Annotated in this window: 21 protein-coding genes; 1 reads left to right on the top strand and 20 read right to left on the bottom strand. The window is 47.1% G+C overall.

Going from position 1 to position 24,025, the window contains the following annotated elements; translation table 11 throughout:
• Positions 1-35 precede the first annotated feature (35 nt).
• The 17 genes from OXH39_15115 to OXH39_15035 form a co-directional block, all read right to left on the bottom strand.
• Positions 36-1,883, bottom strand: coding sequence for a RecQ family ATP-dependent DNA helicase (locus OXH39_15115; protein ID MCY3551790.1), 1,848 nt, complete (start codon positions 1,881-1,883; stop codon positions 36-38).
• Between the two features lie 24 nt (positions 1,884-1,907).
• Positions 1,908-2,720, bottom strand: coding sequence for a glycosyltransferase family 2 protein (locus tag OXH39_15110; GenBank protein ID MCY3551789.1), 813 nt, complete (start codon positions 2,718-2,720; stop codon positions 1,908-1,910).
• A gap of 199 nt (positions 2,721-2,919) precedes the next feature.
• On the bottom strand, positions 2,920-3,528 hold the full coding sequence (locus OXH39_15105; protein ID MCY3551788.1) for a hypothetical protein: 609 nt from the start codon (positions 3,526-3,528) through the stop codon (positions 2,920-2,922).
• Between the two features lie 42 nt (positions 3,529-3,570).
• Positions 3,571-5,085 carry a sulfatase-like hydrolase/transferase gene (locus OXH39_15100; GenBank protein ID MCY3551787.1) on the bottom strand — a complete coding sequence of 505 codons (1,515 nt, stop codon included), beginning with the start codon at positions 5,083-5,085 and terminating at the stop codon, positions 3,571-3,573.
• 23 nt (positions 5,086-5,108) lie between these two features.
• Positions 5,109-5,930, bottom strand: coding sequence for a sugar phosphate isomerase/epimerase (locus OXH39_15095; GenBank protein ID MCY3551786.1), 822 nt, complete (start codon positions 5,928-5,930; stop codon positions 5,109-5,111).
• Between the two features lie 115 nt (positions 5,931-6,045).
• Positions 6,046-6,897: a putative 4-hydroxybenzoate polyprenyltransferase gene (gene ubiA / locus OXH39_15090; GenBank protein ID MCY3551785.1), complete on the bottom strand. Its 852-nt coding sequence runs from the start codon at positions 6,895-6,897 to the stop codon at positions 6,046-6,048.
• Between the two features lie 377 nt (positions 6,898-7,274).
• A complete protein-coding gene (locus tag OXH39_15085; protein ID MCY3551784.1) occupies positions 7,275-8,528 on the bottom strand; it encodes a lactate racemase domain-containing protein in 1,254 nt (417 codons plus the stop codon).
• A gap of 246 nt (positions 8,529-8,774) precedes the next feature.
• Positions 8,775-9,026 (bottom strand): hypothetical protein, encoded by a 252-nt coding sequence (locus tag OXH39_15080; protein ID MCY3551783.1) that lies wholly within the window; start codon positions 9,024-9,026, stop codon positions 8,775-8,777.
• A 172-nt stretch (positions 9,027-9,198) separates the two neighbouring features.
• Positions 9,199-9,615, bottom strand: a complete 417-nt coding sequence (locus OXH39_15075; protein ID MCY3551782.1) for a DUF4065 domain-containing protein — start codon at positions 9,613-9,615, stop codon at positions 9,199-9,201.
• Between the two features lie 257 nt (positions 9,616-9,872).
• The gene (locus OXH39_15070) at positions 9,873-10,514 is read right to left on the bottom strand and encodes a hypothetical protein (protein ID MCY3551781.1); all 642 of its coding nucleotides are present in this window, start codon (positions 10,512-10,514) and stop codon (positions 9,873-9,875) included.
• A gap of 244 nt (positions 10,515-10,758) precedes the next feature.
• Positions 10,759-11,094, bottom strand: a complete 336-nt coding sequence (locus OXH39_15065) for a M48 family metallopeptidase (protein MCY3551780.1) — start codon at positions 11,092-11,094, stop codon at positions 10,759-10,761.
• A complete protein-coding gene (locus OXH39_15060; GenBank protein MCY3551779.1) occupies positions 11,091-13,961 on the bottom strand; it encodes an HsdR family type I site-specific deoxyribonuclease in 2,871 nt (956 codons plus the stop codon). The genes OXH39_15065 and OXH39_15060 overlap by 4 nt, the downstream gene beginning before the upstream one ends.
• Positions 13,961-14,605, bottom strand: a complete 645-nt coding sequence (locus OXH39_15055) for a restriction endonuclease subunit S (protein MCY3551778.1) — start codon at positions 14,603-14,605, stop codon at positions 13,961-13,963. Before OXH39_15055 ends, OXH39_15060 begins: the two co-directional genes overlap by 1 nt.
• A 97-nt stretch (positions 14,606-14,702) precedes the next feature.
• Positions 14,703-15,059, bottom strand: coding sequence for a DUF5615 family PIN-like protein (locus OXH39_15050; protein MCY3551777.1), 357 nt, complete (start codon positions 15,057-15,059; stop codon positions 14,703-14,705).
• Positions 15,060-15,061: 2 nt separating this feature from the next.
• Positions 15,062-15,439, bottom strand: coding sequence for a hypothetical protein (locus tag OXH39_15045; protein ID MCY3551776.1), 378 nt, complete (start codon positions 15,437-15,439; stop codon positions 15,062-15,064).
• A 1,160-nt stretch (positions 15,440-16,599) separates the two neighbouring features.
• The gene (locus OXH39_15040) at positions 16,600-18,231 is read right to left on the bottom strand and encodes a class I SAM-dependent DNA methyltransferase (GenBank protein ID MCY3551775.1); all 1,632 of its coding nucleotides are present in this window, start codon (positions 18,229-18,231) and stop codon (positions 16,600-16,602) included.
• A gap of 69 nt (positions 18,232-18,300) precedes the next feature.
• Positions 18,301-19,050 (bottom strand): LamG domain-containing protein, encoded by a 750-nt coding sequence (locus OXH39_15035; protein ID MCY3551774.1) that lies wholly within the window; start codon positions 19,048-19,050, stop codon positions 18,301-18,303.
• 337 nt (positions 19,051-19,387) lie between these two features.
• Here OXH39_15035 and pelA point away from each other — a divergent pair, with 337 nt between their 5' ends.
• The gene (gene pelA / locus OXH39_15030) at positions 19,388-20,434 is read left to right on the top strand and encodes a pectate lyase (GenBank protein MCY3551773.1); all 1,047 of its coding nucleotides are present in this window, start codon (positions 19,388-19,390) and stop codon (positions 20,432-20,434) included.
• A gap of 41 nt (positions 20,435-20,475) precedes the next feature.
• Here the strand turns inward: pelA and OXH39_15025 are convergent, their stop codons facing one another.
• The 3 genes from OXH39_15025 to OXH39_15015 all read right to left on the bottom strand — a co-directional run bounded on the left by OXH39_15025 (position 20,476) and on the right by OXH39_15015 (position 23,940).
• Complete coding sequence (locus OXH39_15025) at positions 20,476-21,666, bottom strand: glycosyltransferase family 4 protein (GenBank protein MCY3551772.1); 1,191 nt, start codon at positions 21,664-21,666, stop codon at positions 20,476-20,478.
• A gap of 155 nt (positions 21,667-21,821) precedes the next feature.
• The gene (locus OXH39_15020) at positions 21,822-22,874 is read right to left on the bottom strand and encodes an LD-carboxypeptidase (protein ID MCY3551771.1); all 1,053 of its coding nucleotides are present in this window, start codon (positions 22,872-22,874) and stop codon (positions 21,822-21,824) included.
• On the bottom strand, positions 22,837-23,940 hold the full coding sequence (locus OXH39_15015) for a hypothetical protein (protein ID MCY3551770.1): 1,104 nt from the start codon (positions 23,938-23,940) through the stop codon (positions 22,837-22,839). The genes OXH39_15020 and OXH39_15015 overlap by 38 nt, the downstream gene beginning before the upstream one ends.
• Between the last annotated feature and the right edge of the window lie 85 nt (positions 23,941-24,025).

Genomic DNA, 24,025 nt, shown 5'->3' with positions numbered 1-24,025 from the left:
GGATCGTAGGCTCTGTTTTGTAGAGGCAACACTCGTTAATGGCTGACTGCTGATGGCTGATCGCTGACGGCTTGTGTCTGACACAAATCACATGTCCCACATTGGTAATTGTCATCAACAGGTTCGCCAAAATAGTCTCGAATTACGCGCACCCGGCAGGTCGCTTCCAATGCATAAAAGATCATCTGATCGATCTTGATCCGTTTTCGGTGGACATAATCGCCGACTGCAATCTGTTCGTCTGTTAGTGTGCTGAGGAGTTCGCTGTCCTCACACAGTTCAATAAGGAGCAAGTCTTCCTGTCCCCAGTACTGAATATAACCATCACTCTGAAGTTCGGCGAGTTGTTCCATGACCGCCTTCGGATTTAGTCCGATTGTTTCAGACAATTCCAGAACAGTCCTCCCGTTTCCACCTCGCAAGATACTAAGCAAGTGCCGCTGCTCGGTATCTGATGGCTTAGTTTCTTCAATCCAAGGGCCACGGAATCTCACAGAGAGTTGAGATGGTACGTTATACCATCGCTTCAAGAACCCGAGTTTCTCAAGATAACTGAGGCAGCCGAGGACCTTTGTTCCTTTAGACCCGCTCATCCACTCCAACTCCTCGCTGGAAATGGTACGATACTTACCGCTTCCTTTGAAATTCTCAATGACCCTTAAGAGTTTCAGCAAGGATTGCTTATCCGGCGCGCTTTCCTTAATAAACCACTCATGCAATCCACGGTCATCGTGGCAGAAAAGCAGAACACAGAGCGCGTCTTTCCCATCTCTACCTGCCCTGCCGACTTCTTGGCAGTATTCCTCAAGGGTGCCGGTAAGTGTCCAATGCACAATGTATCGGATGTCCGGTTTATCAATACCCATACCGAAGGCGTTTGTGGCAACAACGATATCTAATCCGTTCCCACTGTTGTCAAAAAAGGCTTCTTGCACGCGTGTGCGTTCATGAGGTTCAAGTCCAGCGTGATAGAAATCAGCTCGGAATCCGCGCCGTTGGAGGAAGTTAGCGATCTCTTCGGTCTCGCGTCGTCGCCCAGCATAAATGATCCCGTTCTTCGGCGAAGTTTTCAGGTTTCCGAGTTGTGCCATTGAAAGATTTGGATCTTGATCGGTGAGAAACTTTTCGAGTCGCTGATATTTCTGATCGTCATCTTCGTTCTGCTGGACGATCAATTTCAAATTGGGACGCTCGATCCCTTGTGTGAGGGTACGAGGTGTCGGTATATTTAGCACACTGAGTACATCTTCTTGGATTTCCGGCGGGGCTGTTGCCGTGAAAAGCGAGATGACACGCGGTTGGAGTACATCAATGGTATCTTTGAGCGACAAATAGGCAGGGCGGAAATCGCGTCCCCATTGTGAGATACAGTGTGCTTCATCTACAACGAACAGTGAAATAGGAAACGCATTCAGGATATCCAAAAACCGACGGCTTCGGAGACGTTCTGGGGATATATAGAGGAGTTTTATCTCGTTTCGTCTCAAGCGCGCCAATTCATTCTGATATTCATCCCATGTCTGTGTACTGTTTATGAACGAAACTGTATCAATTCCTTGGTGGCGTAAGGCATCTACCTGATCCTTCATTAATGAGATGAGCGGAGTGATTACGACCGTTATGCCATCGAGCATTAGAGCAGGAAGTTGATAGCACAACGATTTCCCATGTCCGGTTGGGAATACGGCAAACACGTTTTCGCCATCTAAAATCGCCTCAATAATTTCGCGTTGTCCATTGCGGAAGGATGTATAACCGAAGTGGTTGCTGAGTGCTTCAAGAAGGGGATCTGTGGGCAGTTGGCAGTCTTGTATCGGTTCCTCTGCATTAACCGAGTTTAGAATGGCATCTACCTTTTTAAGCAAATCCTGCAAATTGTGCATATCTTTACGCGGTGCGTTAGTCGTCTATGAAAAGAATCGGAAGCGGAGAATATGGAAAATCGCGGCGACCCCATCCTTCCAACTCACCGTTTTCCCTTCATGATAATCTCTGCCGCGGTAGGAAATAGGGACCTCAACGATCTTGCACTTCCGTTTGGCGAGTTTCGCTGTAATCTCAGGTTCAAAACCGAACCTGTCAGAATAGAGCGAAATCTCCTTTAGAATCGATGTCCGTATCACTTTATAGCAAGTTTCCATATCGGTAAGTCGTGTGCCGTTAACAATGTTCGCAAGGGTTGTGAGAAATTGGTTTGCAAGGTAACTCCGTAACAATCCTATTTGCCTGCCCTCCATAAACCGAGAACCGTATACGACATCGGCATCGCCAGTAAGGATAGGCTGCAGCAATTTGGGGTAATCCATGGGATCATATTCCAAGTCGGCATCTTGGATGAGGGTAATTTCACCGGTGATATGCTGGAACCCGGTGCGGAGTGTTGCGCCCTTTCCCTTATTCACATCGTGGTAGAAGACTTTAGCAGAGATTTCGGAAAGACTTTCTACGGAACCTGCAGGTTCCTGCCCCTCGCTATTAGGTGCAGCGTCTTGGCTTGGCGGTATTTCAGATGTTGAGACGTACGTGCGTATTTCGTCCGACTCCTCTTGAATCGCTTCAATTTCCTTTAAAATATCACGTGTGCCATCTGTTGAAAAATCATCGACGAGAATCAACTCTTTTTTCATACCGATTTCAACGCCGACAACCTGCTGCAACAGTTCTTTTAGGCTTGTCACCTCGTTGTAAATCGGAATCACAATGGATAACGTAGGCTCCATCTGGATGCCCCCAATGTTTTTTTAGCGTAGGATATGGTGTAGTCGAAGCGAAGTCAAGCACAACCAATTTCTTCTACCTAAATGATACCCAATCTATTTTTTTTATGCAAGTTTAAAAACGGGGATTTACTTTTCACCTCCCACGGGTATACTTCGCAAGCGCGTTTCATCTGCAGCATGACATCTCAATTTATGATCGTTAAATAGAGGCACTGGTTGTTGCTTTGAAGATAGAATTCACAGCACCAAAAAGAACAGGTAAATTAGTTAAGGTGAAATTTGTCCTATTTCGCGTGAAAGTATCACCGACAAGTCGCCCAAATTCCCACAATGTTCCGTCGGTAACAATACCATATACAGGGAAAGTGGGATCATCATTTATTTTTTGTGCAGCGACCAACTCAGCCAGACATTGCCCCCAACCTTGCTCAAAATCGTTTTTCTTCGCTTCAACCAAGATTATCAAGGGCGTTCCGACAATGAGTTTGCCCAATTCAGATTTTGTAGATATAAGGTAATCCGGTGTTCCGCTCAGTGTCTCATCATAGGTTATGGATTCCTTGATCCAAAGCGCGTAGTGATCAGCGTACCCTTTATAAATCTCTCTTAAAACCGGAAAAATAACGGCTTCACACCGTGCTGCCTCCGATCCGAAAATATTGATGTGTTGCCTTGTAAACTCAAATTCTTGGAGAAATTGTTCTGAAGGGCTTAAGGTGTCCTCAACCCAGAAAAAGTCGTTTTCCGAGTATTTAATTCTGAATCTTTCTTGAACTTCAGGAATCGTATTGAAATCGCTAAATGCCATGAGTTTTACCCTCCTATAACTTCAATTTGAATCGAGCATCTTTTATGCATACGACAACCGCTCAACCCTTTTCTCTAAAGGCTCCGTTGTTTCAAGAATGCGACTCATGAGAGATGTCTTGTCTGCAGCGTAAGCGGCATTGTCCCATTGATTAACCCGCTCGCCCGGATCGTTCTCCAAATCGTAGAGTTCACCATAAGCATGCCCACAATACCATGTCAACTTCCGCGTGTCGGTTACAATCGTTTTGAGTCTTAAACCGCGTGGATCGTCCACACATTCAACCAGCGCATCATCACGCACGGACGCTGTTTTTCCAGTGAGAATTGGCATCGCGTCTACACCATCCATATCTGAGGGGATCGGCAAATTTATCGCGGAGAGAACCGTGGGGACAATATCAACATGGCTGAACAGTGCTTGTGTGCGTTGCCCGGCGGGTATGCTTTGCGGAAACCGCATCAACGTCGGGACGCGGACAAGCTGCTCGTAATGGAAGGGGCCCTTCATCCAAAGTCCGTGGTCTCCAAGAAGTTCACCGTGATCGGTCGTGAAGAGCACTAATGTGTTTTCTGTCAATCCGCACGTATCCAGACATTCCAGAATACGCCCCATCTGCTGATCAATAATTTTCACCATATTATAGTAATACGCCCTACCGAGCCGTGCATCGTCTTCAGAAACTTTGCGGTAATCAGCACCACCCCCCTGCCCCGCAATGGCAAACGTTCCGCGAATCTCTGACTTCTCAAGTTCGCCGTGCCGCGCCTCCAAAAAGTGGGGCGGCTTGTCATCTAACTCGCCTTCAACGAAATCCGGCAGGGGGACGTGCATGGGATCGACGCGGTCCTCAAATTCGGTTGGGACACAATGCGGATGATGTGGATCTTGGAAACCAACCGCTAACAGAAAAGGTTGGGATGTATCCCGATTCGACAAGAAATCTATTGTTTGATCCGCTGTCCAGACGCTATTGTGGTATTTCAGGGGTATCTCCCAATCATAAGCCTCACCACCGAAACCCCTTTCACTAAGGCGTGTCGCTTTGCTGTAACTCTCGAATGTTTCCTCAGAGACGTGTGAGCGGACCCACTCACCATAGTGTCCTGCAATACCATAAGTCGCGTGACCGAGTGCTAATTCCACTGTTTCAAATCCATAGTAGGGACCTCGGAAATCAGGGTAGCGCGTTGTATCACGGAAGGTTTCGATCGACTGTTCCGCGGATGCGCCGAAAGGCTGGAAGTGTGCTTTACCGATATAGCGCGTGCGATAGCCGACCTCGGCGAGTCGATGCGAGAGCATGGGTTCGTCTTCAGGGACGTTCATGCCGACATTCCACGCACCGTGGCGACTCACATATCGCCCCGAAAAGATTGAGGCACGGGCGGGTGTACATACCGGATTCGCACAGTACGCCCTTTCAAAACAGACACCTTCAGATGCAAACTTATCCAGATGCGGTGTATCCGTGAACGTTGACCCGTAGCAGCTGAGGCTATCTGTCCGCTGTTGATCGGTCGTAATGATTAGGATATTAGGTTGTTGGCTGCTCATCGTATTAAAGATGCTTCCTTTCCCTATCCACAAAACGGTTTAAGATAGTCGTAACTCTGTTCCGCTGCGTCTTCTGGCTCCATAATTTCACGGAACGCCTGATGCACGGTCACATAACCGTCGTAACCGATTGCTTCCAGACCCTCAAACACCGATGGAAAGTCAATACCACCTTCGTCTTGTAAACGGATCGGATCGTGTGGAACGATGCCTTGGATCCACGTCAGAAGGTGCGTCTTTCCCTCCGGTCGGCGGATGTGGTTTTGGAGATAGACGTTGAGAAGATAGGGCGAGAATCGTTTCAGCGTCTCAACGCCGTAATCCTGTGCACAGAGGTCAAGATTGGCAGGTTCATAGATAATCCCGAAATTCTCTCTGCCGACTCGCTTTAAGATATCAACCGATCCGTCCACTGTTTCAAACAAACTCTGTGTATGCGATTGATGTGCGAGACGGATACCGCGCTCGGCAGCTTCGTCGGAGGCACGCTGCGCCCACCGGATGTCCTCCTCAACCTTCATAGCAATACGGATAAGGTCTGCGCCGAGGAGTTCCGTTAAATCAAGATACGGGGTTATATTGCGGAGCCCATCGGGTCCCTGCTCGTTGTTAAGTGGTACCGGAAAATCGCCGGTGACCATGGAGACCTTCAGGTTGAGCGATGCTGCCTGTTTACGCGCAGCGGTAATCTGCTCTAAAGGTGAGTGGATACCGACTTGGGAGGCGCGCATGCAGACTGCTTCGTAGCCGAGCCCTGCAGCGAGTTCCGTCAGTTGTGTGAAAGTGTGCGTTGCATCCTTTTTAGATGCGGTTTCTGCGACGCGTACCGAGAGTGAAAGTTTCATATTTTTAATGTTCCTTGCGGTTCGTTAAGGCTTCTTTCATCAATAAGTTGCTTTCCGTATATCTAGAAGAAACACCCAATCAAATAAACCCGGCGCGATGCTTGGGACTACGGGACTAAAAAAGTAAAATATCGGTGATTGAGAGTGCCATCAAGACAAGGCTAATCATGCCGTTCAGTGTGAAAAAGGCGAGATTGACACGGGATAGATCCGTCGGTTTGACGATGGCATGTTCATAGATAAAGATGAGGACGACAATTCCGACACCGATGTAATAGAAAAGTCCTAATTCGACAAGAAATGAAATGGCGAGGAGCAGCAACACCGCAATAACGTGTAAGGCAGACGAAAGCCATAACGCCCACCGAATCCCGATTTTCGCTGGAATTGAATGTAGTCTGTGCTTCCTATCAAAGTTGACATCCTGACACGCATAGATGATGTCAAATCCGGCTGTCCAGAGTAGCACTACGAGACAGAGAATGATGGGAGGTAACGCAAAGCTGCCCTGAATCGCAATCCATGCACCGACGGGTGAAATGGAGAGCGCAAGTCCGAGCCAGAAATGGGAGAGTGCCGTGAAACGTTTGGTGTAGGAATAGCCCATCACTACGATAAGCGCGACTGGGGATAGCGCAAAGGCAAGCGGGTTCAGTCGCCACGCCGCAACAACCAGCAGACCGGCGGAGATGATGGTGAAACCCCAGACGGCACTCTTCGTGATTAAACCCGCGGGGATCGCGCGCATGGCGGTGCGCGGGTTTTTGCTGTCAATCTCAGCATCGGCGAGCCGATTGAATGCCATGGCGCAGCTGCGCGCGCCGACCATTGCTACGAGGATCCAGCCAAGTTTTGGCAGCGGCGGAAATCCGTCCGCAGCGATAAAGGCACTCATAACCGCAAACGGAAGCGCGAAAACGGTATGTTCAAATTTGATCATCTCTAAGATAATTCTGAGTTTCCGCATTCTCTGTCCTTACCAGCCCGAAGCGATAGGTGGAGCTTCTGACGGCGGCATAGGTGTCAATTTTAGAAAAAACTGCGTCATAGTATTGTAGGTTGGGTTGAACGGATTCCACCAAAACCGTCCAAATCATAGAAAAAACGAGCTTTTCTCCAGACACGTCATATCCACCAGTGACCGAGTGAAACCCAACGCTCTTGTTCTGAAGTGCTACCCTTGTGGGGTATGAAGTTGGGTTTCACTCTGTTCTTGCGTGTATATGGCAGCCTCTTGGATTTGAAGTGTGTTTGAAACATCGACATCTGCCTTTTCAACGCCGTTCAACCCAACCTACAGGAGCACGGAGACTGATAAACCCACTACTGACGATTGATGGCTATCTAAAATGGCAGCAGGTTACCTGTAGCGTCAAACGGGAGCGGCTTCGTTTCGCCGATAACTTCCAACCTTGAATGCAACTTCGCATCCTCAAGCAGCACGTCAGAAATGTCGAGTTCCGTCAACCTCAGCGTACTCTCAATACGGATGACCCGTGCATCTTCTGGTTCGGTGAGTCCAATAGTGTCAAGTGCCACCTCAATTGCTTCTCGGTCGGTGTCGTAGTAGAAGGGGATTTTCGACTTCTGCGGTCCAAGCGCGGTAATACCGTTCATATAGGTCGAGTGCCGGTCGATCTGGTCTACGAGGCGCGTCGTTGTGAAGTCAGCAAGCCCGATACCGGTAGCATTGCCATCGCTCTCTTCGGTAAGATCGCGGACAAATATACGGAGGATCGCGGGTTTCGCGGGTTCCGGTTCAAAATTCTGCATCATCCTGCCGATAACGTTCGAGTCCATACCGGTGCCGCTGATGTTTTTGCCTGTCCAATCCACGATAAGCAGATCGAGTTCGTCAAACGGGAGTCGTCCCATCAATGATTTCGCCTCAACCAGCAGTTCACGTTCCGTTTGGAGGAGCTGCGCGGCGGGCATCGCTACTGCTTTCGCGGTGTCTTCGTGTGCGTTCTCAATTAGTCCAATGCCGAAAGCGATCTTTCCGGTGTCGAGAATAAAACCACCAACCGCAGTGATGACGTGTTCAAAGCCGTATTGAAAGAAGGCACGGTGATAGAAGTTCGCGCCCTGCTGTTTGCCGAGTCCAATCACCATCATCTTCACCACGCCACTCTCAATGGAGCCGTTGAAATCTGTATGCGCTTTGACGCGGTTAAGCGGCACAACATGGTCGGCTTCGGCGGCATATCTGTCGAAGAAAACCGGCAAGCCGTCTGCTGTCTTTCCGAGTTCCACAACCTCCATTGTTGCTTTCACCGGTGCACCGACGGTCTCTTCGGTGATGCCGTAGTGTTCCAACACACTCCGCTGCCCTTCAGGCGTTGCACCACCGTGGCTTCCCATCGCCGGGACAACAAAGGGTTTCGCACCGAGTGTTTTGAGATAATCAACAGTCGCCTTGACCGCTATGTCAACATTTGCGACTCCGCGACTGCCAGCGGTAACGGCGACAGTTTCGCCAGATTTTACAATATCGGAGGCGTTAATCCGCTCCAATTCAGCATGAATCGCTGCGGGGAGATCGGTGAGAACGGGTGCCTCAAACCGCTGTTGAATCCGTGTCATTTTTGGAAGTGCCATGCGTTTCCATCCTTTATATTTTCACCCATAGGTGGACTTTATAGCCTTATTTTATCAGAAAGGGGATAAGAGTGCAAGGGAAATGTGGAATAGTGGTCGGTTGTCGGCTGTCAGTTGTCAGCCATCAGATGGATGGTTATCAGTTGTCAGTACTCAGTCACTACCGGTCCGTGCTGTTGAAGTCTGAACTGTGATTTATGGGATTTTTGTGACCATAATAAGGGATACGTTCAAATGTAACTGATGTTACGTATTCTGGAGATGTGATGGGCAAATCTCATGATTGGGGTCCCACCAGAGCAGGAAAGCTTCTTCTCCAGATCGAATCGCCCAAATTCGCTCCGTGTTACTTAGCCGAAATGAGACTAATTCTGCCTGATCATCATGTCCGAGTTGTTCTAACCGATTTTGTGCGGGTTTTATGATGTCATTAACGGCTATCGCATGGTGGTTCCGTCCTAATATCTCACCCCATGTCATTGTTTCAAAATTGTGCATTTTATCCCATATTTTTCTCAAAAAGTCAGGACAAGTTATTTGATTCCAGCCCCATGGGCTATCGTCATCAATCCGTGCAACTTTCCACACGAGTTTCTTGTTTTGAGTAGACACTATAGAGCGAGATGTAGGTATCTTCTCTGACCTCGGATTACGATTTCGGCCCGCTCTTTTATTCCTCATCTTCGTAATTGTCCTCAACCGGCAAGGAACTATAATAATCTGCTATCGTGTCTAAAGATATAATTCTATTACCTCTCTCCAGTTTGGGTAGTCCTTTTCTCGCCTGGACCCAAGGATCTTCCATGTGAGTTAGTTCAATGAGCCATTGGGCGGATTTATCTCCATAATATTTAAGAACAGCGTCAATAGTTTCCTGTTGTTCTTTATTCAACAAACGGGGATTGCCAATTGGCATTGCCGATATTTCGTACATTCCACGATAGTAGTCAAATAAATCTCTAATGACTGGACCATTTGCCCAAGCCTCAATATCTTCCTCGAACAGCTGCTTCTCATCCCAAACTAACGACCATGCTTGACTGTAATATACCAGTTTCTGCAGCTTCATAGTCGTCATTGTTCCCATTTTGTCTAAAATATAGGCAGCAACATCAAAGACCCGGATTTTCAGTGGTTCAGGGTTCGGATTCTGTGGCTCTTTCCAAGCCTCACCCTCCAAAATTTCAAGGTTGCTGTCTTCATCAAGTTCTAAATTAGCAGTATTTATAAATTTTTCATTGACCTCCATACTTGCTGGAACAGCCATATCTTTTTCGGAAATGACTGCCTCTTCGGGAAAAGTGTTTTCATCTTTAAGTATTGTGTTTGTGTCGTTCAATTTACTCATTCGCTCTCTCCTTCCAATTCCAAACTATAAACTTTAGCGATGAATTTTACTGCCTCTTGTCTCAATTTAAGTATTGGAGTTTCCAAAATTCCTGCTTTAAACGCAACTAAATCGCGGATATTAAAATGGAAATTAAAATCAAAATCGACACTCTCGCCCTCAAATCTAATAGTGATGTTAAGGGTTCGTCCATTTAACATCAAATGACGACTATATTGCTCGCTGGTTAATGATCCACCAAACTGTTCAATTTTTTCTAAATCTTTTGGACGCATCAGATTTATCAAATCATCACTGACCTCGTTCTCGGTAAAGAGAAAATTCACTCCGTATCCTGTAACTGGTGTATGTGGAAGGTAATCGGCAAGTTGTAGAGCAAGTTCTTGTATACGGTCTAAATTTTCGTTATTGTTTTCTACTGGATTGAAATTTAGTCTATTTTCTTGGAATAGAATTTCAACTTCCTTTGACGATATTCGTGGAGAAATAAATTGTGCGTTGAAGCCTTGGGAAACCAGCATGTCTATTGTGAATTCTTCTTTGGGAAAAAGGTATCTCTTAATCCAATCTTGAGTAAATATATGCCTGTTCCAACCGCCTACAATAACCAGAGCATTAGAGGGTTTGCTTAATTTCATGAGCAATGCCTTTCAAGAGTTGGGCTTGGATCGTTTATCCAAACGTTCAGGTGTAATCTATCCTATGTTAAAGCTGAATATCCATTCCATAAGCCGTATAGAAATACTTATCAAATGATGGGTTATTTATGTTGATTACAACGTAGTGTAATTATACTATACTTTCCCTCGAAAGTCAATGTTTTTATCAATAACATGATCCTTGGACACACAAGTGAGATTTGACTGCTATATTGTATTTTCCTTAAAGCGATCTCAAACGATTTTGCCGATCTTCCCAGTCTGGAAGATACGCGGACATATATCCCTTAAATAATTTGCCGTGGTTTGGGACAAGGAGATGCACCAGCTCGTGGACAATGACGAATTCTGTCAACGCTTCTGGCAAATCAAGGAGTTCTGTGTTGAGTGTCAATCGTCCCTTCATTGATATAGATGCCCATTTCTGCTGCATCTGACGGAGATGAATTTCTCGCACCTTGACACCGATACGGTCTGCCCAGTACCACACAACGTCCTTTAAATCCGCTGGATGCAACGGAAGCCTACGGTGTGTACCTGCTACTTTGTTGGTGTTCATACCCGCTCCAACCTCAACAATTTATTTGTTGTCTCAATCAGATTTTCCATACCCACCGTGGGTCTTAATGTGCTATAGAGTGTCATCCGTAACTCCTTTTCCTGATGCTCATTCCACTTATAATCAGGAAATTGCGCAAATACCTGATCAACGGCTCGCGCCTGTTCTGGGTTAACATCCGCTATAACGTTCTTGAGAACTGTATAGACCGCGAAGGTGTTATCATCCAAGTCGAGGCGGTCGCTCTCTCTTGCAGCACGCGCATATTCCTCCGCTAATTTTCTGAATTCAGCCAAGACATCTTGCGTTGCAACCTGACGATTTTCATAAGCCTCCGCGACTGCTTCCGCGCGTTCGCCAATGGAAATCAGGAAAGGTTTGGAGCTGCCTTCGCTGGTTACTGTGTGATGCAATGCCTTTCTTAAATTCTGGACCTTGACCGTATCGGAGGCATCGCTCTGATCTATCTTCTGCAAAGTATCTGCTTGCAATTCATAAACGGCATCTGGCAATTCAAATAGAACGCTTTCGGTATGCGCCTGCAACAGTTTGCGCGTTTTGGCAGTCAATTCCTTATCGACGTAAGGACGATCAGAATAGGCGTTACGAATCAGTCCATAAAGGGTTGCCAACGCTTCATAATCCGCTATGAATTCCCGTAAGAATGCATCTGGTGAAAGTATGTCATAGAGATTTTGCACCGCTCTGAAGAACTTGAAAAAAGTCTCTCGGTTGTCTTTGTCCTCAAAATGATTAATGGCTCGTTCCTTTGCTTTATCGTCCCACCCCTCGGCAAAGGGTAAATACGCCGCTGCGTCCTCTCGGATCCGCTTGGCGAAATCCTTCTTGAGCACGTCAATATTCTGAATTACACTCGCCACTTCGTCAGAATCGAACGCCAATGCGTTTTCGAGCTTGTCAAAAATACCGACAAAATCTAAGACGAAACCGGCGGGTTTCACCAAACCGTCCTCGTCTTCATACGGACGGTTGACACGCGCAATTGCTTGTAATAGCACATGATCGCGCATCGGTTTATCGAGATACATGCAGTAGAGGATTGGTGCATCGAAGCCAGTCAATAACTTCTGAGTTACAATCAGAATCTTCGGTTGTTCATTTTTGTCAATAAACTTCTTACGAATTTCTTTTTCCTGTTCTTCCGTATGATAATAAGTTTTCATTAACTCGGAATCTCGATTGTCCTCTGAATAGACAACCTCTGAATACTCCGATGGCAGATACTTATCCAGTGCCTGTTTATACAAAGCGCACGCCTCACGGTCTACAGCCACCAAAAACGCCTTGAACCGCATCGGTTCCACAGTCTCACGGAAGTGTTCCGCAACGTATTTCGCAATGCCATCTACCCTGTCAGGTGCTTTCATCATCGCCTTTAACTGAACAGCATTGTTAAGGACCGCATTGAGTTCCTCAAAGTCGCTTATGCCTTCCGTTACTGCAAGGTTGAAAAATTCCCGTTCCAATGTTTCACGGTCAACCCGTAAACCAGAGGCGGCAAGCGCGTAATTCAACGGCATAGTGGTGCCATCTTCAATGGATTCCACGATTGCGTATTTGTCGAGATAGCCTTGTTCGTCGTCTATGCCGAACACCTTAAACGTTCCTTCACCTTTGGAAAGTCTATCGATCGGGGTGCCGGTAAAGCCGATATAGGTCGCATTGGGGAGGGCTGCCATCAGGTAATTCCCAAAATTGCCGCCGGTTGTGCGATGTGCCTCGTCAATCAGCACTATCACGCTTTCGCGGGTATTAAGGTTCGCAGGTCTCCTGTCAAACTTATGAATCGTGGACACGACCAAACCACGATAATCGGAGGCTAAAATTCTTTCCAGATCATCCTTGCTCTCTGCAACTTCAAGGGTTGTGATGCCGTAACCCGTAATGTTTCTAAAGAGTTGGCTCTCCAGTTCGTTTCGATCAACCACCATTAGTACGGTGGGCTTTTCAGTCTGCTCACCACCGCGTAGGAGGCGGGCAGCGATGGTTATCATGGTGAGGGTTTTGCCGCTGCCTTGTGTATGCCAGACAAGCCCACGTCGCTTGTTCGGATCGTGAATCCGTTCAATGACTTTCTCCACCGCACGCGTCTGGTGTTGACGCAACACAATTTTGGTAAGTTGGTCATCTCTGCTCTGGAAAATGATGAACTGCTGCAGGACCTTCAGGAAGCGGTCGCGGTCGAAGAACGTCTTGACCTTCTGCTCGTAGTTGGTGGGTTCTTCAAATTTCCAGTTGAAGAGGTTTTTGCGGCTGGTATTCCATGTAACACCGTAGAAAAAGTCGTGCAGTTGTGTCACACCGAAAAGTTGCGCGGTGGTGAACATCTCTGGCGTTTCGTCGTGGTAACGGCGGATCTGCTGAACACCGAGTTCCAACCCATCTGATTTGTTAGCATTTTTTGCCTCAACGACTGCCACGGGGATTCCGTTAATCAGGAACACCACATCGGCGCGGTTGCGATCAGTTAAACTTTGCTGCGACCATTCGTCGGTGACGTGAAACAAATTGTTATCAGGTGTCTCAAAATCGATTAACGTGACATTGCGCTCGCGGTTCTCATTGGGAACAAAAATGGACTGCTCCCCGTGCATCCATGAAAGTGCGTCTTGATTCCCCTCAAGCGTCGATCTGAGCAAATTCAACTGCCGCAGAATGTCGGCGCAGTTGGATGCGTCCATTATCCCCTCATTGAGCTTCAGCAGTTGCGCCTGCAGCACGTCAGAAAAGTAGAGTCCGGTGTCGCCACCACGCATTTGCATGGCTTGCGCTTGAGATACGCGCATCCAACCAATCTGGTCGCTATAGCGAAGCATCGGTTCTTGGACAGTTGTGTACTCGCTCATTATAGCTCTCCGTCTTTGATTAAAGGCACAGCGGACCTTTGTCCTGTCATTAGTTCGTCAAGCATAGCGTGGAACAGTTCATCCAGATGTTCCACTTCTTGTTCAAGGGCTGCTGTTTTTTCATCAATTGCTTGAAAAACAGCAGCAATAGCGCGTTGTTCTGGAAGTGGAGGGAGAGGTATTTGCAAGTTAACAAGCGCGTCTTTACTTAGTCGCTGCCTACCCGTCGTACCTTGCATTTTTCCAGCAAGTGAGACCCGAACATCAGGAAGTAACAGGTAATAGAAAAGGTAGGATATATCGCTAATGCCTTCCATTTCCCGAATTGGAATCACCTCAGTTGTTGCGATACCAAATGGCGTTGGCAACTCCTTAATGATGCACTGTTTCCTATTTTCAAAGGATGGTGTGATTTTAGGAAGAAGAATGTCCCCAGGCTCAAAATAGGTTCCACTCTTTAGTTCATCGTTTGTTTTGAGAATGAATTCTTCAGAAGATAGTTTGGCAATCGGAATCAATTCCATCGGTACAAATGGGATTTCATTATATTCCGAATATCGTAAGTCTCTTGGTTTCTTTGTAAACGTAGTAATGTCGCCAAAACGCACTACTTTCCAATGTTCTGGGAAATTTGTATTATTCATGGCATCATTTTCACTGATTCAACCTATACGGTGCCAGCTTTTCGCGAATGAAGCAGATTGAGCGGAGTTGAGTGATGTCCTTAACTTGAGTTCGTTGTTAAAATGGTAGATATTTAATTTCGTCCATATATTCGTCTTCGTCAGATGCACCAGCGATGAGAAGCAACTCGTCAATAATTTTTCCCATTGGCACTTGGAGATTAATCGTGAAAATGCCGGGTACATGATGTCCTGCTGCGATATGGTCAGAGAGATGTTGCGGCATACTTTCCCGATTGTTTGTTATCAAGTTAAATTGGTGCTGTTCACACCACGCTAAGATTTCTGGGTCTGGCGTGCTTTTCGGAGGAGCATCCTCATCGCCAATCACCAAGACCGTTAGTGATGGTTCATGGTAAAGCAATTGCGTACGGTATTTCGGAGAAATATTTTCGTCTATCAGATACCGACGCATCTTTATTCCTGTTCATTTTCGGATGGAGATTGTGTTGTGCTTGCTGATCCGTCTTTTGGAATTTGTGTGTACGGAGTATCAGAAGTTGCTGCCCTTTCTGCCAGAAGTTTACGCAAGCGAATAACAGCGGGTGACGGATTTTTCGCCTGTTCTTCTCGCACCTTTCGGCAGTATGCCAGATAATTCTCCAAATATGTACCAACTTTTTCTTGATTTTGAAGATAATATAAGATTGTGGCGTAAACTTGTTCCAGTGTGGGGGTATAGTAGTGATCAGCGATGACGACTGGCATTTTGCCATTGTACATATATTCGTATAGGATGGTTTCAATACCTACCCGTGTTCCTTTAAGACGAATATCGTTTTCTGCCAAAAACATGAAGTTATTTTCAAGAGGATAGATTTGTTGAAAATTACGGATTTGTCTGAGGATACTGTTTTCAATCGGTAAAAAAAGTTTGTGCTTATTTTGAATTAGATGTTCAAGTCGGTTCAATACTTTGTGGGCATTCCGTCCATCAGTAAGTCCAGTTAGCAAACCCAACGTCAAAAATTCTTTTTGTCTGAATAAAATTGATTTCTCCCAAAGTTTAAAGAGGAAATCAACGCTCACGTCTAATGCTGTTTGCAAATTCATTCGTTCTTCACCTAAGGCAAGCACAAAACTGTTGTAAGGCTCAGAGAGCTTCCAACTTGAACGTTTTGCGATTTCCAATAGTAGGTCTGAATCAAAATCACCCATACGACACCTAATCCCTAATTCAGGGTTACCTATGAGGGACCCCCATGTATCTAAACTATTACTATCCGTCGTTTGCTTAAGTTCCTCATTATCGTCCGTAATGTTTTCAGTGTCATCTTTGATGGCTTGGATATCTTGGCTTATACGTTCACTCACTTCCAACTGCACCTGTTCAATTTCTCTGGTAAAGTCCAATAGCATAGAATCTGTGTTTGCCTGCGCGGTGGTGCTATCTTGAATAAATTCAAGTGCAATTTGATTAAATGCTTCCTGTTTGAATGGAAGTTGTGAATAAAAATCAATAATCACTCTCTCAATAATGGGGCGAATTCTCCGTTCAAAATCCATATTGGGCAATTGATGGTTGGGGACGATAATACAGTTCCGAAAAAGTGTTGTGATTTTCGCGATTTTCTCACTTTCATTTAATTGTGTAAATTGGGCTTCATCAGCATCTTTTAGTGAAGCCATAACGTTGTCAAATGTATGACGATCCACTTTAACTGTTTTTGGATCAGTAAGATCAGCAAAGTCAGATGCGTATTGCTTAACGACTTTATCAAAAGACTTTTTGAAAAATTCCTTTGCTGTAGTTTGGCAAAAATGTTTGATGGCGTAGTTGATACCACCAATCATAGAAGATCCAGTGCCTACAATGTTATAAGCCTTGAATGCTAAATTGAGTATTGTCATGAATTTTCATCTCTTATCAAGTGTTTACCAACATTATAGCATATTTATGCTGTTAAATCAAAATTTAGGAAACCGCACAACTGCACATACCAGCATGGCTTTTTTTAATGCTGTTCATTCAATCCAAGCTGTGCCAACACATCATCTAAAGTCTTATCTGCTTTTTGGCGGGTGATGCGTGCTTCTGTTAAGTCTGCAAGAATTTCATTCACCGGACGGTGTTCAACCTTGTCGCCTATGTCTACAAATTGGGAGGGACTCAGGTTGTAATCGGTTTTTTGCGCATCTTCTAATTTGATAACGCTGCTCAACTTCTCACGAGACTCCCACGCCTGATAGACTTCCCTCGCGGCATCAATTCCTTCATCGGTGAGGATATTTTTCGGTTTTCCCTTCTCAAAGTGCTGGGAGAGATTGATGAGTAGGATTTGGTCTTTGCGTTCCTTTGGCTTGCTGCGGTTCAGCAGTAAGATAATGCCCGGTGCGCTTGTATTGTAAAACAGGTTTTCGGGCAGAAGGATCACGCCTTCAATTAAGTCTTTCTTCACAAACTTTTTGCGGATATCACGCTCCCGATCGGTGTTCTGACTTCCAGAACCGCGAGAGACTGCGCCGGTATCCAGCACAATTGCGGCGCGTCCAGTTTCCTTTAAAGAGGCGAGTATATGTTGTACCCATCCCCAATCTGCTGAGGAACTCGGTGCGATGCCGTCCGAAAATCGGTTCCAGTTGTCGTTCTCGTAAAAGGCATCGTCATACTCCTTCTGATTCCACATCGGATTCGCAACTACATAATTGAAGCGTTGCAGTGTTGCATCATCATCTGTGAAACGGGGATTGCGGAAGGTATCTCCGATCTGAATAGCTGCGCCTATGAAATCGTGCAGAAAAGCATTCATCTTTGCCATGGCGTAGGTGGTGGGAGTCAATTCTTGTCCGTATATTTGAGGTGCTTGACTCTTTTCATCCGGGTGCATTTCTTCAAATTGCAACCGCCCTTTGATAAGCAAGCCACCTGAGCCGCACGCAGGATCGTAGATAGTGGTGTAGGGTTCTGGGTTGAGGAGACGCGCCATTAGTTCACCAACCTCTTTTGGTGTGTAGAACTCGCCCGCGCTCTGTCCCTGCCCTTCAGCAAATTTCCGTAATAGATACTCATACGCACGGCCGAGGATGTCCGGTTCCGTGTCCTGTAGTCCAAGCCGATGCCGACTTAGTACTTCAATCAGTGCCTCCAGTCGTTCTTCGTCGAGCGTGCGTTGTCCGCTCTGGCTTTCGCTGAAATCTTTGACATCAAGTACTCCTTGTAATAGTGGGTTAAGGCGTGCGACTTCGCGCATTGCATCGGTAACAAATTCACCCAGATGACCGTCGGCGGGGTGGTTGCGAAGTGCGTTCCAGTGATATTCGGGTGGAATGTAAAAACGGACAATCGGGTTCCGTCCGGATTGGAGTGCGTCTTTGTGGTCTGCCTCAACAATTTCTCGTGCCAATTCTTCATTGCCGAACTCTTCTATTTGTTTGGCAAATTCATCGTCAAACACATCGGAGAGTCGTTTGTAGAAGATGAGAGGTAAGATGAAATCCTTGAATTTTGGGGCATCGCTTGCGCCTCGAATGGTATTCGCGGCATCCAGTAGCCATGTTTCAAGGGTGGAGATATCCAGTTGTTCTTCGTTCTCGGATGGGAAGAGTGAAGGTTGGGGTGTATCTGTTTCGGTTTTCTTTTTTGGCAATGATTCGTTTCCTTTGGAGAATAGTTATCAGTAGATGCGGTTGCAAACCGCACCTACCGGACCTGGGGATTAGCGTTTGAGGGCTGCCCATTGTGTTGCGAGCTTGCCTTTCGGTTCAACGGGTAAGAACACTTCAACGCTGTCCATTATCAGACTGATTTCATCTTCATCTAACGCACGAGTGAAGACGGCGTAGTCGTCCATTAGACCAGCGAACGTCTCGCCACCTGTGCCGCCAAGACGGTAGGTTACATTGTTACCGCGCGTTTCTTGAAAGTCGGTCTCGGCGACCTTCTCGCCGTCGGCATAAATCTTGAATTTATCGCCATCCCCTGTGACGGCTACATGCATCCATTTATCCTTTTCAACGATTCCACCGTCGCTCTGACATAAGACTGTCCATCCGCCGACCTGCCCTCGCCAAGAGAGGAGTCCTTGGTCTTTGTTGAGGAAGAAGGTATTGTGTCCGGAAGCACCCGGTAGACTCCGCCAGATATGTTCCCACGTGGTACCTTCAAAATTCGGATTAATCCAAGCGGAAATTGTGAAGGGGTCTGCTTTGAAAATGTCGCCGTTGAGAGAATCGGAAACCTGTAGTTCGACATAAGCTGCCGCATCAAGGTTGATGGCGTCTCCAAATTTGCCTTTAACCCACTTGGATCCACCCTCAATTTTCCCATCGTTTCCGTTTCCAGATGCATCCTCTGCACTCCCCTCAAACGGGAAGTAAGCCACTAAATCAGGATCTTCACCCGCAATCCCTAAAGTAGCACTCATCAGTAGAAGGGTGACTGCCAAAGTTAACATAAAAACTTTCATCGGAATAGCTCCTTTTAAGTGGTTCGTTATTAAGACTGGAGGGTTTTGTTCAAGTTGGTTACATATTAGCACATCGGAGAAAGAAAATCAACTTTTTGGGATTGCGTCTACAGAACCGGACCAGAAAACCGAAAACTAAATCGCTCTGGATTCCCAGTTCCTACATCTTGCGCTTTCCCATTTTGTGTGGTATACTTTTGAGAGTCCAATTCGACGGTCTGTTCGTCATGGCGTTGCGTGAGGGTAACGCAGAAATTGTCAATACACTCAAGCAATAACGATGGTTCTGGTTTTTGTTTAACCAACACCCTCTGACTACTAACGAAGGGGCACTATCATGAAACTACGATTTACTACCCTCTATGTTTTACTTATTTTGTTTCTGTCATCTTCCGATGCAACCGTTCCTTCCCGATATGCGAAGCAGTCCGTTGAATGGTTTCAGAGCGAGGAGGGGCGCCGTATAGCCGACAACGTCCTTACGTGGCAGACACCGCACGGCGGTTGGCCCAAGAATAGAGACACGGCATCTGAGCCGTTTGATGGCAAAAGTGACGATCTACACGGAACGTTCGACAACAGTGCGACCATTGACGAACTACGGTTTCTTGGGCGTGCATTTCGTGCGACAAACGAGCCGCGCTATCAACAAGCATTTCTCAAAGGTCTTTCTCATATCCTCGAAGCGCAATACCCGAATGGCGGGTGGCCACAGTTTTATCCACTAAGCAAAGGCTACCCTCGTCACATCACGTTCAATGACAACGCTATGGTGCGAATTCTCGAACTCCTCCGGGATGTCTCTGAATCCTCCGACTATGCGTTTTTGGAAACAGGGTACCGCACTCAGGCTGAAGTTGCAGTAACCAAGGGCATCAACTGCATCCTACGCACGCAAATCAGGCAGAATGATAAGCTCACGGCTTGGTGTGCGCAGCATGACGAAAAAACGCTTGCGCCTGCGTGGGCCCGTTCTTATGAACCGCCATCGATCTCAGGTGCTGAAAGCGTCGGTGTCGTGCGTTTCCTGATGTCTGTCGAGGAACCTACGCCAGCGATCATCGCTGCTGTTGAGGGGGCTGTTGAGTGGTTCAGGAGCGTCACTATCCACGGCATCCGCTTAAAGACGTTCACTGACGCAGAGGGGCAGAACGATAGGCGGGTCGTGGCGGATCCCGACGCGGGACCCCTCTGGGCGCGTTTCTACGAGCTCGGCAGCAACCGTCCAATCTTTCTCGATCGCGACTCGGTGGTCCGCTACTCGTTCTCCGAGATCGGGCAGGAACGCCGCACCGGCTACGCCTACTACGGCGGCTGGGCTTCCAAGCTCCTTGCAGATGCATACCCACAGTGGAGAGAAAAGCACAAGCTCCCAAAGGAATGACGCATTCAGACCAGGCTTAAGGAAAACGAGGATCACTGATTTTAGGGGAGGATTCTGGTATAGAGTTGGTGGAGTTTCTCGCTGATGCTCCGCCAATCGTAATCCTGCTCCACACGGGCGCGGCCGTTTTCACCAATCCTACGGCGAAGGGACGGGTCCTTGAGCAATCGGGTGACCGCCTCGGCAAAGACCTTTGGTTCGTCAGCAATGAAGATTTCCTCGCCATCTTTGAGATCCAACCCCTCCGCACCGACTGAGGTAGAGACAATCGCTTTGCCCATCGCCAAAGCTTCAAGGATTTTCAGGCGGGTGCCGCTCCCGATGCGCAACGGTACGACAAAGACCGTCGTCTCTGCGAAATAGGGTTTGATCTCCGGCACACGTCCGGTGACAACAATCCCTTCTTTCTCCGCTAACTTTTTGACATGTGCCGATGGATTTCCGCCAACAATCGAAAATTTGACCTCGGGTACCTCGGCGTGAATCTGAGGTAACACCTCATCGGCAAAAAAGGAGACAGCGTCCTCGTTGGGATACCAGTCCATGCTCCCGATATAGATGAGGTGTGCGGGAGCCTCAGCAGAAAAGTCGGGCTGGTAATGCGTGACATCAACACCGTTCGGAATTATCTCAATAACGCCTTCTGCACAGTGTTGTTGGAAAACGGCGGCATCGATGTCGGAGGTACACGTTACGGCATCGAATTTTGGACTTAGCACCCGTTCGTAGCGTTGGAATGCGAGTTGCTGCGTCCAGTATGCGAACTTATAGAACGGGTTGACAGTCTCGCCACAAAGTCGCCGCCAGATTGCAGAATCGACGTTCTGTTGTGAAAGCACACCGGGCAGATCTGTCTCTGTCCGAAACTGTGCTGTGTGGAACATCTCGTAATGGACGAGGTCGAAAATATCGGTTGCGATTAACGCTTTGAACTGCTGGCGATAGGCAGGTAGATCATAGCGCGCAACAGTGATGGGTTGTCGTTTGAAGAAAGCGTTGGCGAGTGTGCCGAACGATAGACGTGGAAGTGTCGGTGCGTTGGAGACAAGATGCACCTGAATACCTAATTGCTGGAGTTGGGAAACCCCTTCTGCATCTGTCGGTTGTGTCTCTAAGGCGAGCAACGTCACTTCGCTTTTCTGCGCGATCTGTTTGAGGAGGTTAAACACCCGGATACGTCCGCCGTCAGTGAGTGGGAACGGCACGGTAGGGGAAAGAAAAAGAATCTTCATCTTTTTAATTAGCCAAGCGTGTAATCAGTATCGCTGTAAGTTGGGTTGAACGGAAAAGAGAAATTCGATGTAGTCTCTCAAAGACATGTCAAATCGAATAGGTCAGTTTATGTTACGAAAACCCAGTGAACCCAACATCATACTAATTTTTTGTGTCAGTTTTCGATAACCGCTGCCTCGTCAATGACGATTTCCTGCTTGGCAGAATCAATACGAGCCTTCATGCCCATTGGGATGACGAACATCGGATCCGTGTGCCCAAAGTCCATATTGGTGACAATCGGCATGTCGTTTAACTCGTGTTCTTCACGGACGGCTTTACAAAGTGCGTCGTCGTATTCGTGGAAAGTGCCAGGATCGACACCGCCCCCGGGTCGTCCAAGTAGGATACCGCTAAGTCCTTCGAGAACGCCCATCGCTGCGATGCATCTCACAAACCTCGCCAGAAACGAAGGCGGCGGTGCCTCTTCAGAGGTCTCCAAAAAGAGAACGGCACCTTGAAGGTCACCACCAGAAGGGAAATAGTCGGTGCCGCGAAGCCAGTCCAAAACCTCAACACAACCCCCAAAAAGTTGTCCTTCGACAACACCTTCATCCTGATGAAACTTCCAACCGGTGCAAGGGTTGAGTTTCCGACGAACTGACTGGTTTTCAGGGTTCTCCCACGGTAGATGTTCAACTGTCCAACCCGCTCGATTCGGTTCAATAACACCAATCGGTTCGGCGGAAAAGAGCGTGCGTCTCACAGAATCCACCATATACGGAAACATCCCGTCGTTTTCGGCAAATCCTGCCATAAATGACGGACCGTAGAACGACACGAGGCCCGCTTTAAAACAGGCAGCGTGCGATATAGTCGTATCCGAAAAACCCATGAAGACTTTAGGGTTCTTCCAAATCAAGTCCAAGTCAAGGTATGGCAGTGTGCGGATTGAGTCTTCACCACCGATGGTTGAGATAATTCCGTCGATTGTCTCGTCGGCGAAAGCTGCCATCAAATCGTGGGCACGCGCTTCGGGATTTCTGGCAAGCCAATCTGCATCGCGCAAGGTGTGTTCGGTCTCAATAACCGTCACACCGAATTCTTCTTCAAATTGCCGTTTACCTATTTGGTATCGGTAGGGAATAGTGCCGGGACCGCCCCAGGAGAGCGAAATCGCTGCGACACGACTACCGGGACGCAGTATCTTGGGCTTCATTTTCTGCATTGGAGAGTCCGACTTTCGCTTTCAATTCATCAATGAGTCCGAGAAGCCGTTCTTTGACTTGCTGACGTGAACTCGGTGTTGGTGCGGGTGGCTCGAAAATGGTGCCGCGCTCGCTTTGGACCCAGCCTTTTACGCTGTCATCAACTTTGACGAGGAGCCATCTACTTTCAAGATCAAGATAGACCTTCAATCGACCGTCCTCACTTCGGATATTATACTTCAATGGAGGGTTGGTTATCTGCCAACTTATACCGTTTTCGTTCGCGGACACTTTCGCCCGTCGTGACAATGGTATTTTTTCCTTCACAAATTCTTGAATCAATTCAGAAGACAACTTTTCCTGTGCGAGGGAGCTTTGCAATGCCGTATCCACTTCAAATAGAAACGTCAGAATTTCAAACTTCGATTGCTGAAAAACATTGAGTTTTCCTTCACCGTTCACAATGCTGTAAGCCTGTTTATATCCTTTATCCGTGAGGAGCCATCGCCTGTTTGCTTGTTTAGTGGAGATTTCCAGATCTGTTGATAGCGAGATTTTGTTTGCGTCAAACGCCGCCCTCAGATCAGGTAGATAAACATCAACCCGGTCGTCAGTTTTTACGACTGTGTATGCGGCACCGGTGGTATCTCTGAGTGACCACTCCTCACCACTCAGTAAGACTTCAACAGGTGACGCGCTCGGACGGAATCGAATATCTTGTGTCATATCAGCAAACATCTTTTGCCAATCGGTTGCTGTTTTCAAAGAGTCATCTAAACGTTGCGCTTTCAATCTTGCACGATGCGCTAACCCCGCACTAAACAGAAGTTCATGCTCTAATTTACCGCTATTTAGGTTGCTAATATATTGCCGATCCACACTGAAACGGTATACATCTTTGGTATAACGAATCGGTTTTGAGTTTACTGTCGGTCTGCTGCGCAGTGCTGTACGTGTATGGATCTGTAGTTTCGGCGCGCCTTTCTGTTCAACTGGTGGTGCTTGAAGAACATAGACGCTAAAGCCGAGACCGACAAAAACGACAAAGATAATGATCAATGTCAGGCTTTTCAAAAGTGCTTTCATGTTTTTTCCTTGTGCTATGTGATGCGTCTAAATTTTTTTCTTCTTAAACGGATAGTGGTGGAAATCGGTTGACATTAAGTTGGCG

The sequence above is a fragment of the Candidatus Poribacteria bacterium genome (assembly GCA_026702755.1).
Classification (GTDB): Bacteria; Poribacteria; WGA-4E; order WGA-4E; family WGA-3G; genus WGA-3G.
The sequence above is the reverse complement of the archived record's forward strand: the minus strand, read 5'-3'. Positions and strand labels throughout refer to the sequence as shown.

What these genes read in the sequence shown, in the direction of transcription:
- OXH39_15025 (MCY3551772.1), bottom strand. Translation starts at nt 21,666, where the DNA reads ATGAAGATTCTTTTTCTTTCCCCTACCGTGCCGTTCCCACTCACTGAC.
- OXH39_15105 (MCY3551788.1), bottom strand. Translation starts at nt 3,528, where the DNA reads ATGGCATTTAGCGATTTCAATACGATTCCTGAAGTTCAAGAAAGATTC.
- OXH39_15085 (MCY3551784.1), bottom strand. Translation starts at nt 8,528, where the DNA reads ATGGCACTTCCAAAAATGACACGGATTCAACAGCGGTTTGAGGCACCC.
- OXH39_15070 (MCY3551781.1), bottom strand. Translation starts at nt 10,514, where the DNA reads ATGAAATTAAGCAAACCCTCTAATGCTCTGGTTATTGTAGGCGGTTGG.
- OXH39_15095 (MCY3551786.1), bottom strand. Translation starts at nt 5,930, where the DNA reads ATGAAACTTTCACTCTCGGTACGCGTCGCAGAAACCGCATCTAAAAAG.
- OXH39_15060 (MCY3551779.1), bottom strand. Translation starts at nt 13,961, where the DNA reads ATGAGCGAGTACACAACTGTCCAAGAACCGATGCTTCGCTATAGCGAC.
- OXH39_15015 (MCY3551770.1), bottom strand. Translation starts at nt 23,940, where the DNA reads ATGAAAGCACTTTTGAAAAGCCTGACATTGATCATTATCTTTGTCGTT.
- OXH39_15115 (MCY3551790.1), bottom strand. Translation starts at nt 1,883, where the DNA reads ATGCACAATTTGCAGGATTTGCTTAAAAAGGTAGATGCCATTCTAAAC.
- OXH39_15020 (MCY3551771.1), bottom strand. Translation starts at nt 22,874, where the DNA reads ATGCAGAAAATGAAGCCCAAGATACTGCGTCCCGGTAGTCGTGTCGCA.
- OXH39_15055 (MCY3551778.1), bottom strand. Translation starts at nt 14,605, where the DNA reads ATGAATAATACAAATTTCCCAGAACATTGGAAAGTAGTGCGTTTTGGC.
- OXH39_15110 (MCY3551789.1), bottom strand. Translation starts at nt 2,720, where the DNA reads ATGGAGCCTACGTTATCCATTGTGATTCCGATTTACAACGAGGTGACA.
- OXH39_15065 (MCY3551780.1), bottom strand. Translation starts at nt 11,094, where the DNA reads ATGAACACCAACAAAGTAGCAGGTACACACCGTAGGCTTCCGTTGCAT.
- OXH39_15050 (MCY3551777.1), bottom strand. Translation starts at nt 15,059, where the DNA reads ATGCGTCGGTATCTGATAGACGAAAATATTTCTCCGAAATACCGTACG.
- OXH39_15075 (MCY3551782.1), bottom strand. Translation starts at nt 9,615, where the DNA reads ATGGGAACAATGACGACTATGAAGCTGCAGAAACTGGTATATTACAGT.
- OXH39_15080 (MCY3551783.1), bottom strand. Translation starts at nt 9,026, where the DNA reads ATGCACAATTTTGAAACAATGACATGGGGTGAGATATTAGGACGGAAC.
- ubiA (MCY3551785.1), bottom strand. Translation starts at nt 6,897, where the DNA reads ATGCGGAAACTCAGAATTATCTTAGAGATGATCAAATTTGAACATACC.
- pelA (MCY3551773.1), top strand. Translation starts at nt 19,388, where the DNA reads ATGAAACTACGATTTACTACCCTCTATGTTTTACTTATTTTGTTTCTG.
- OXH39_15100 (MCY3551787.1), bottom strand. Translation starts at nt 5,085, where the DNA reads ATGAGCAGCCAACAACCTAATATCCTAATCATTACGACCGATCAACAG.
- OXH39_15045 (MCY3551776.1), bottom strand. Translation starts at nt 15,439, where the DNA reads ATGTTTTTGGCAGAAAACGATATTCGTCTTAAAGGAACACGGGTAGGT.
- OXH39_15035 (MCY3551774.1), bottom strand. Translation starts at nt 19,050, where the DNA reads ATGAAAGTTTTTATGTTAACTTTGGCAGTCACCCTTCTACTGATGAGT.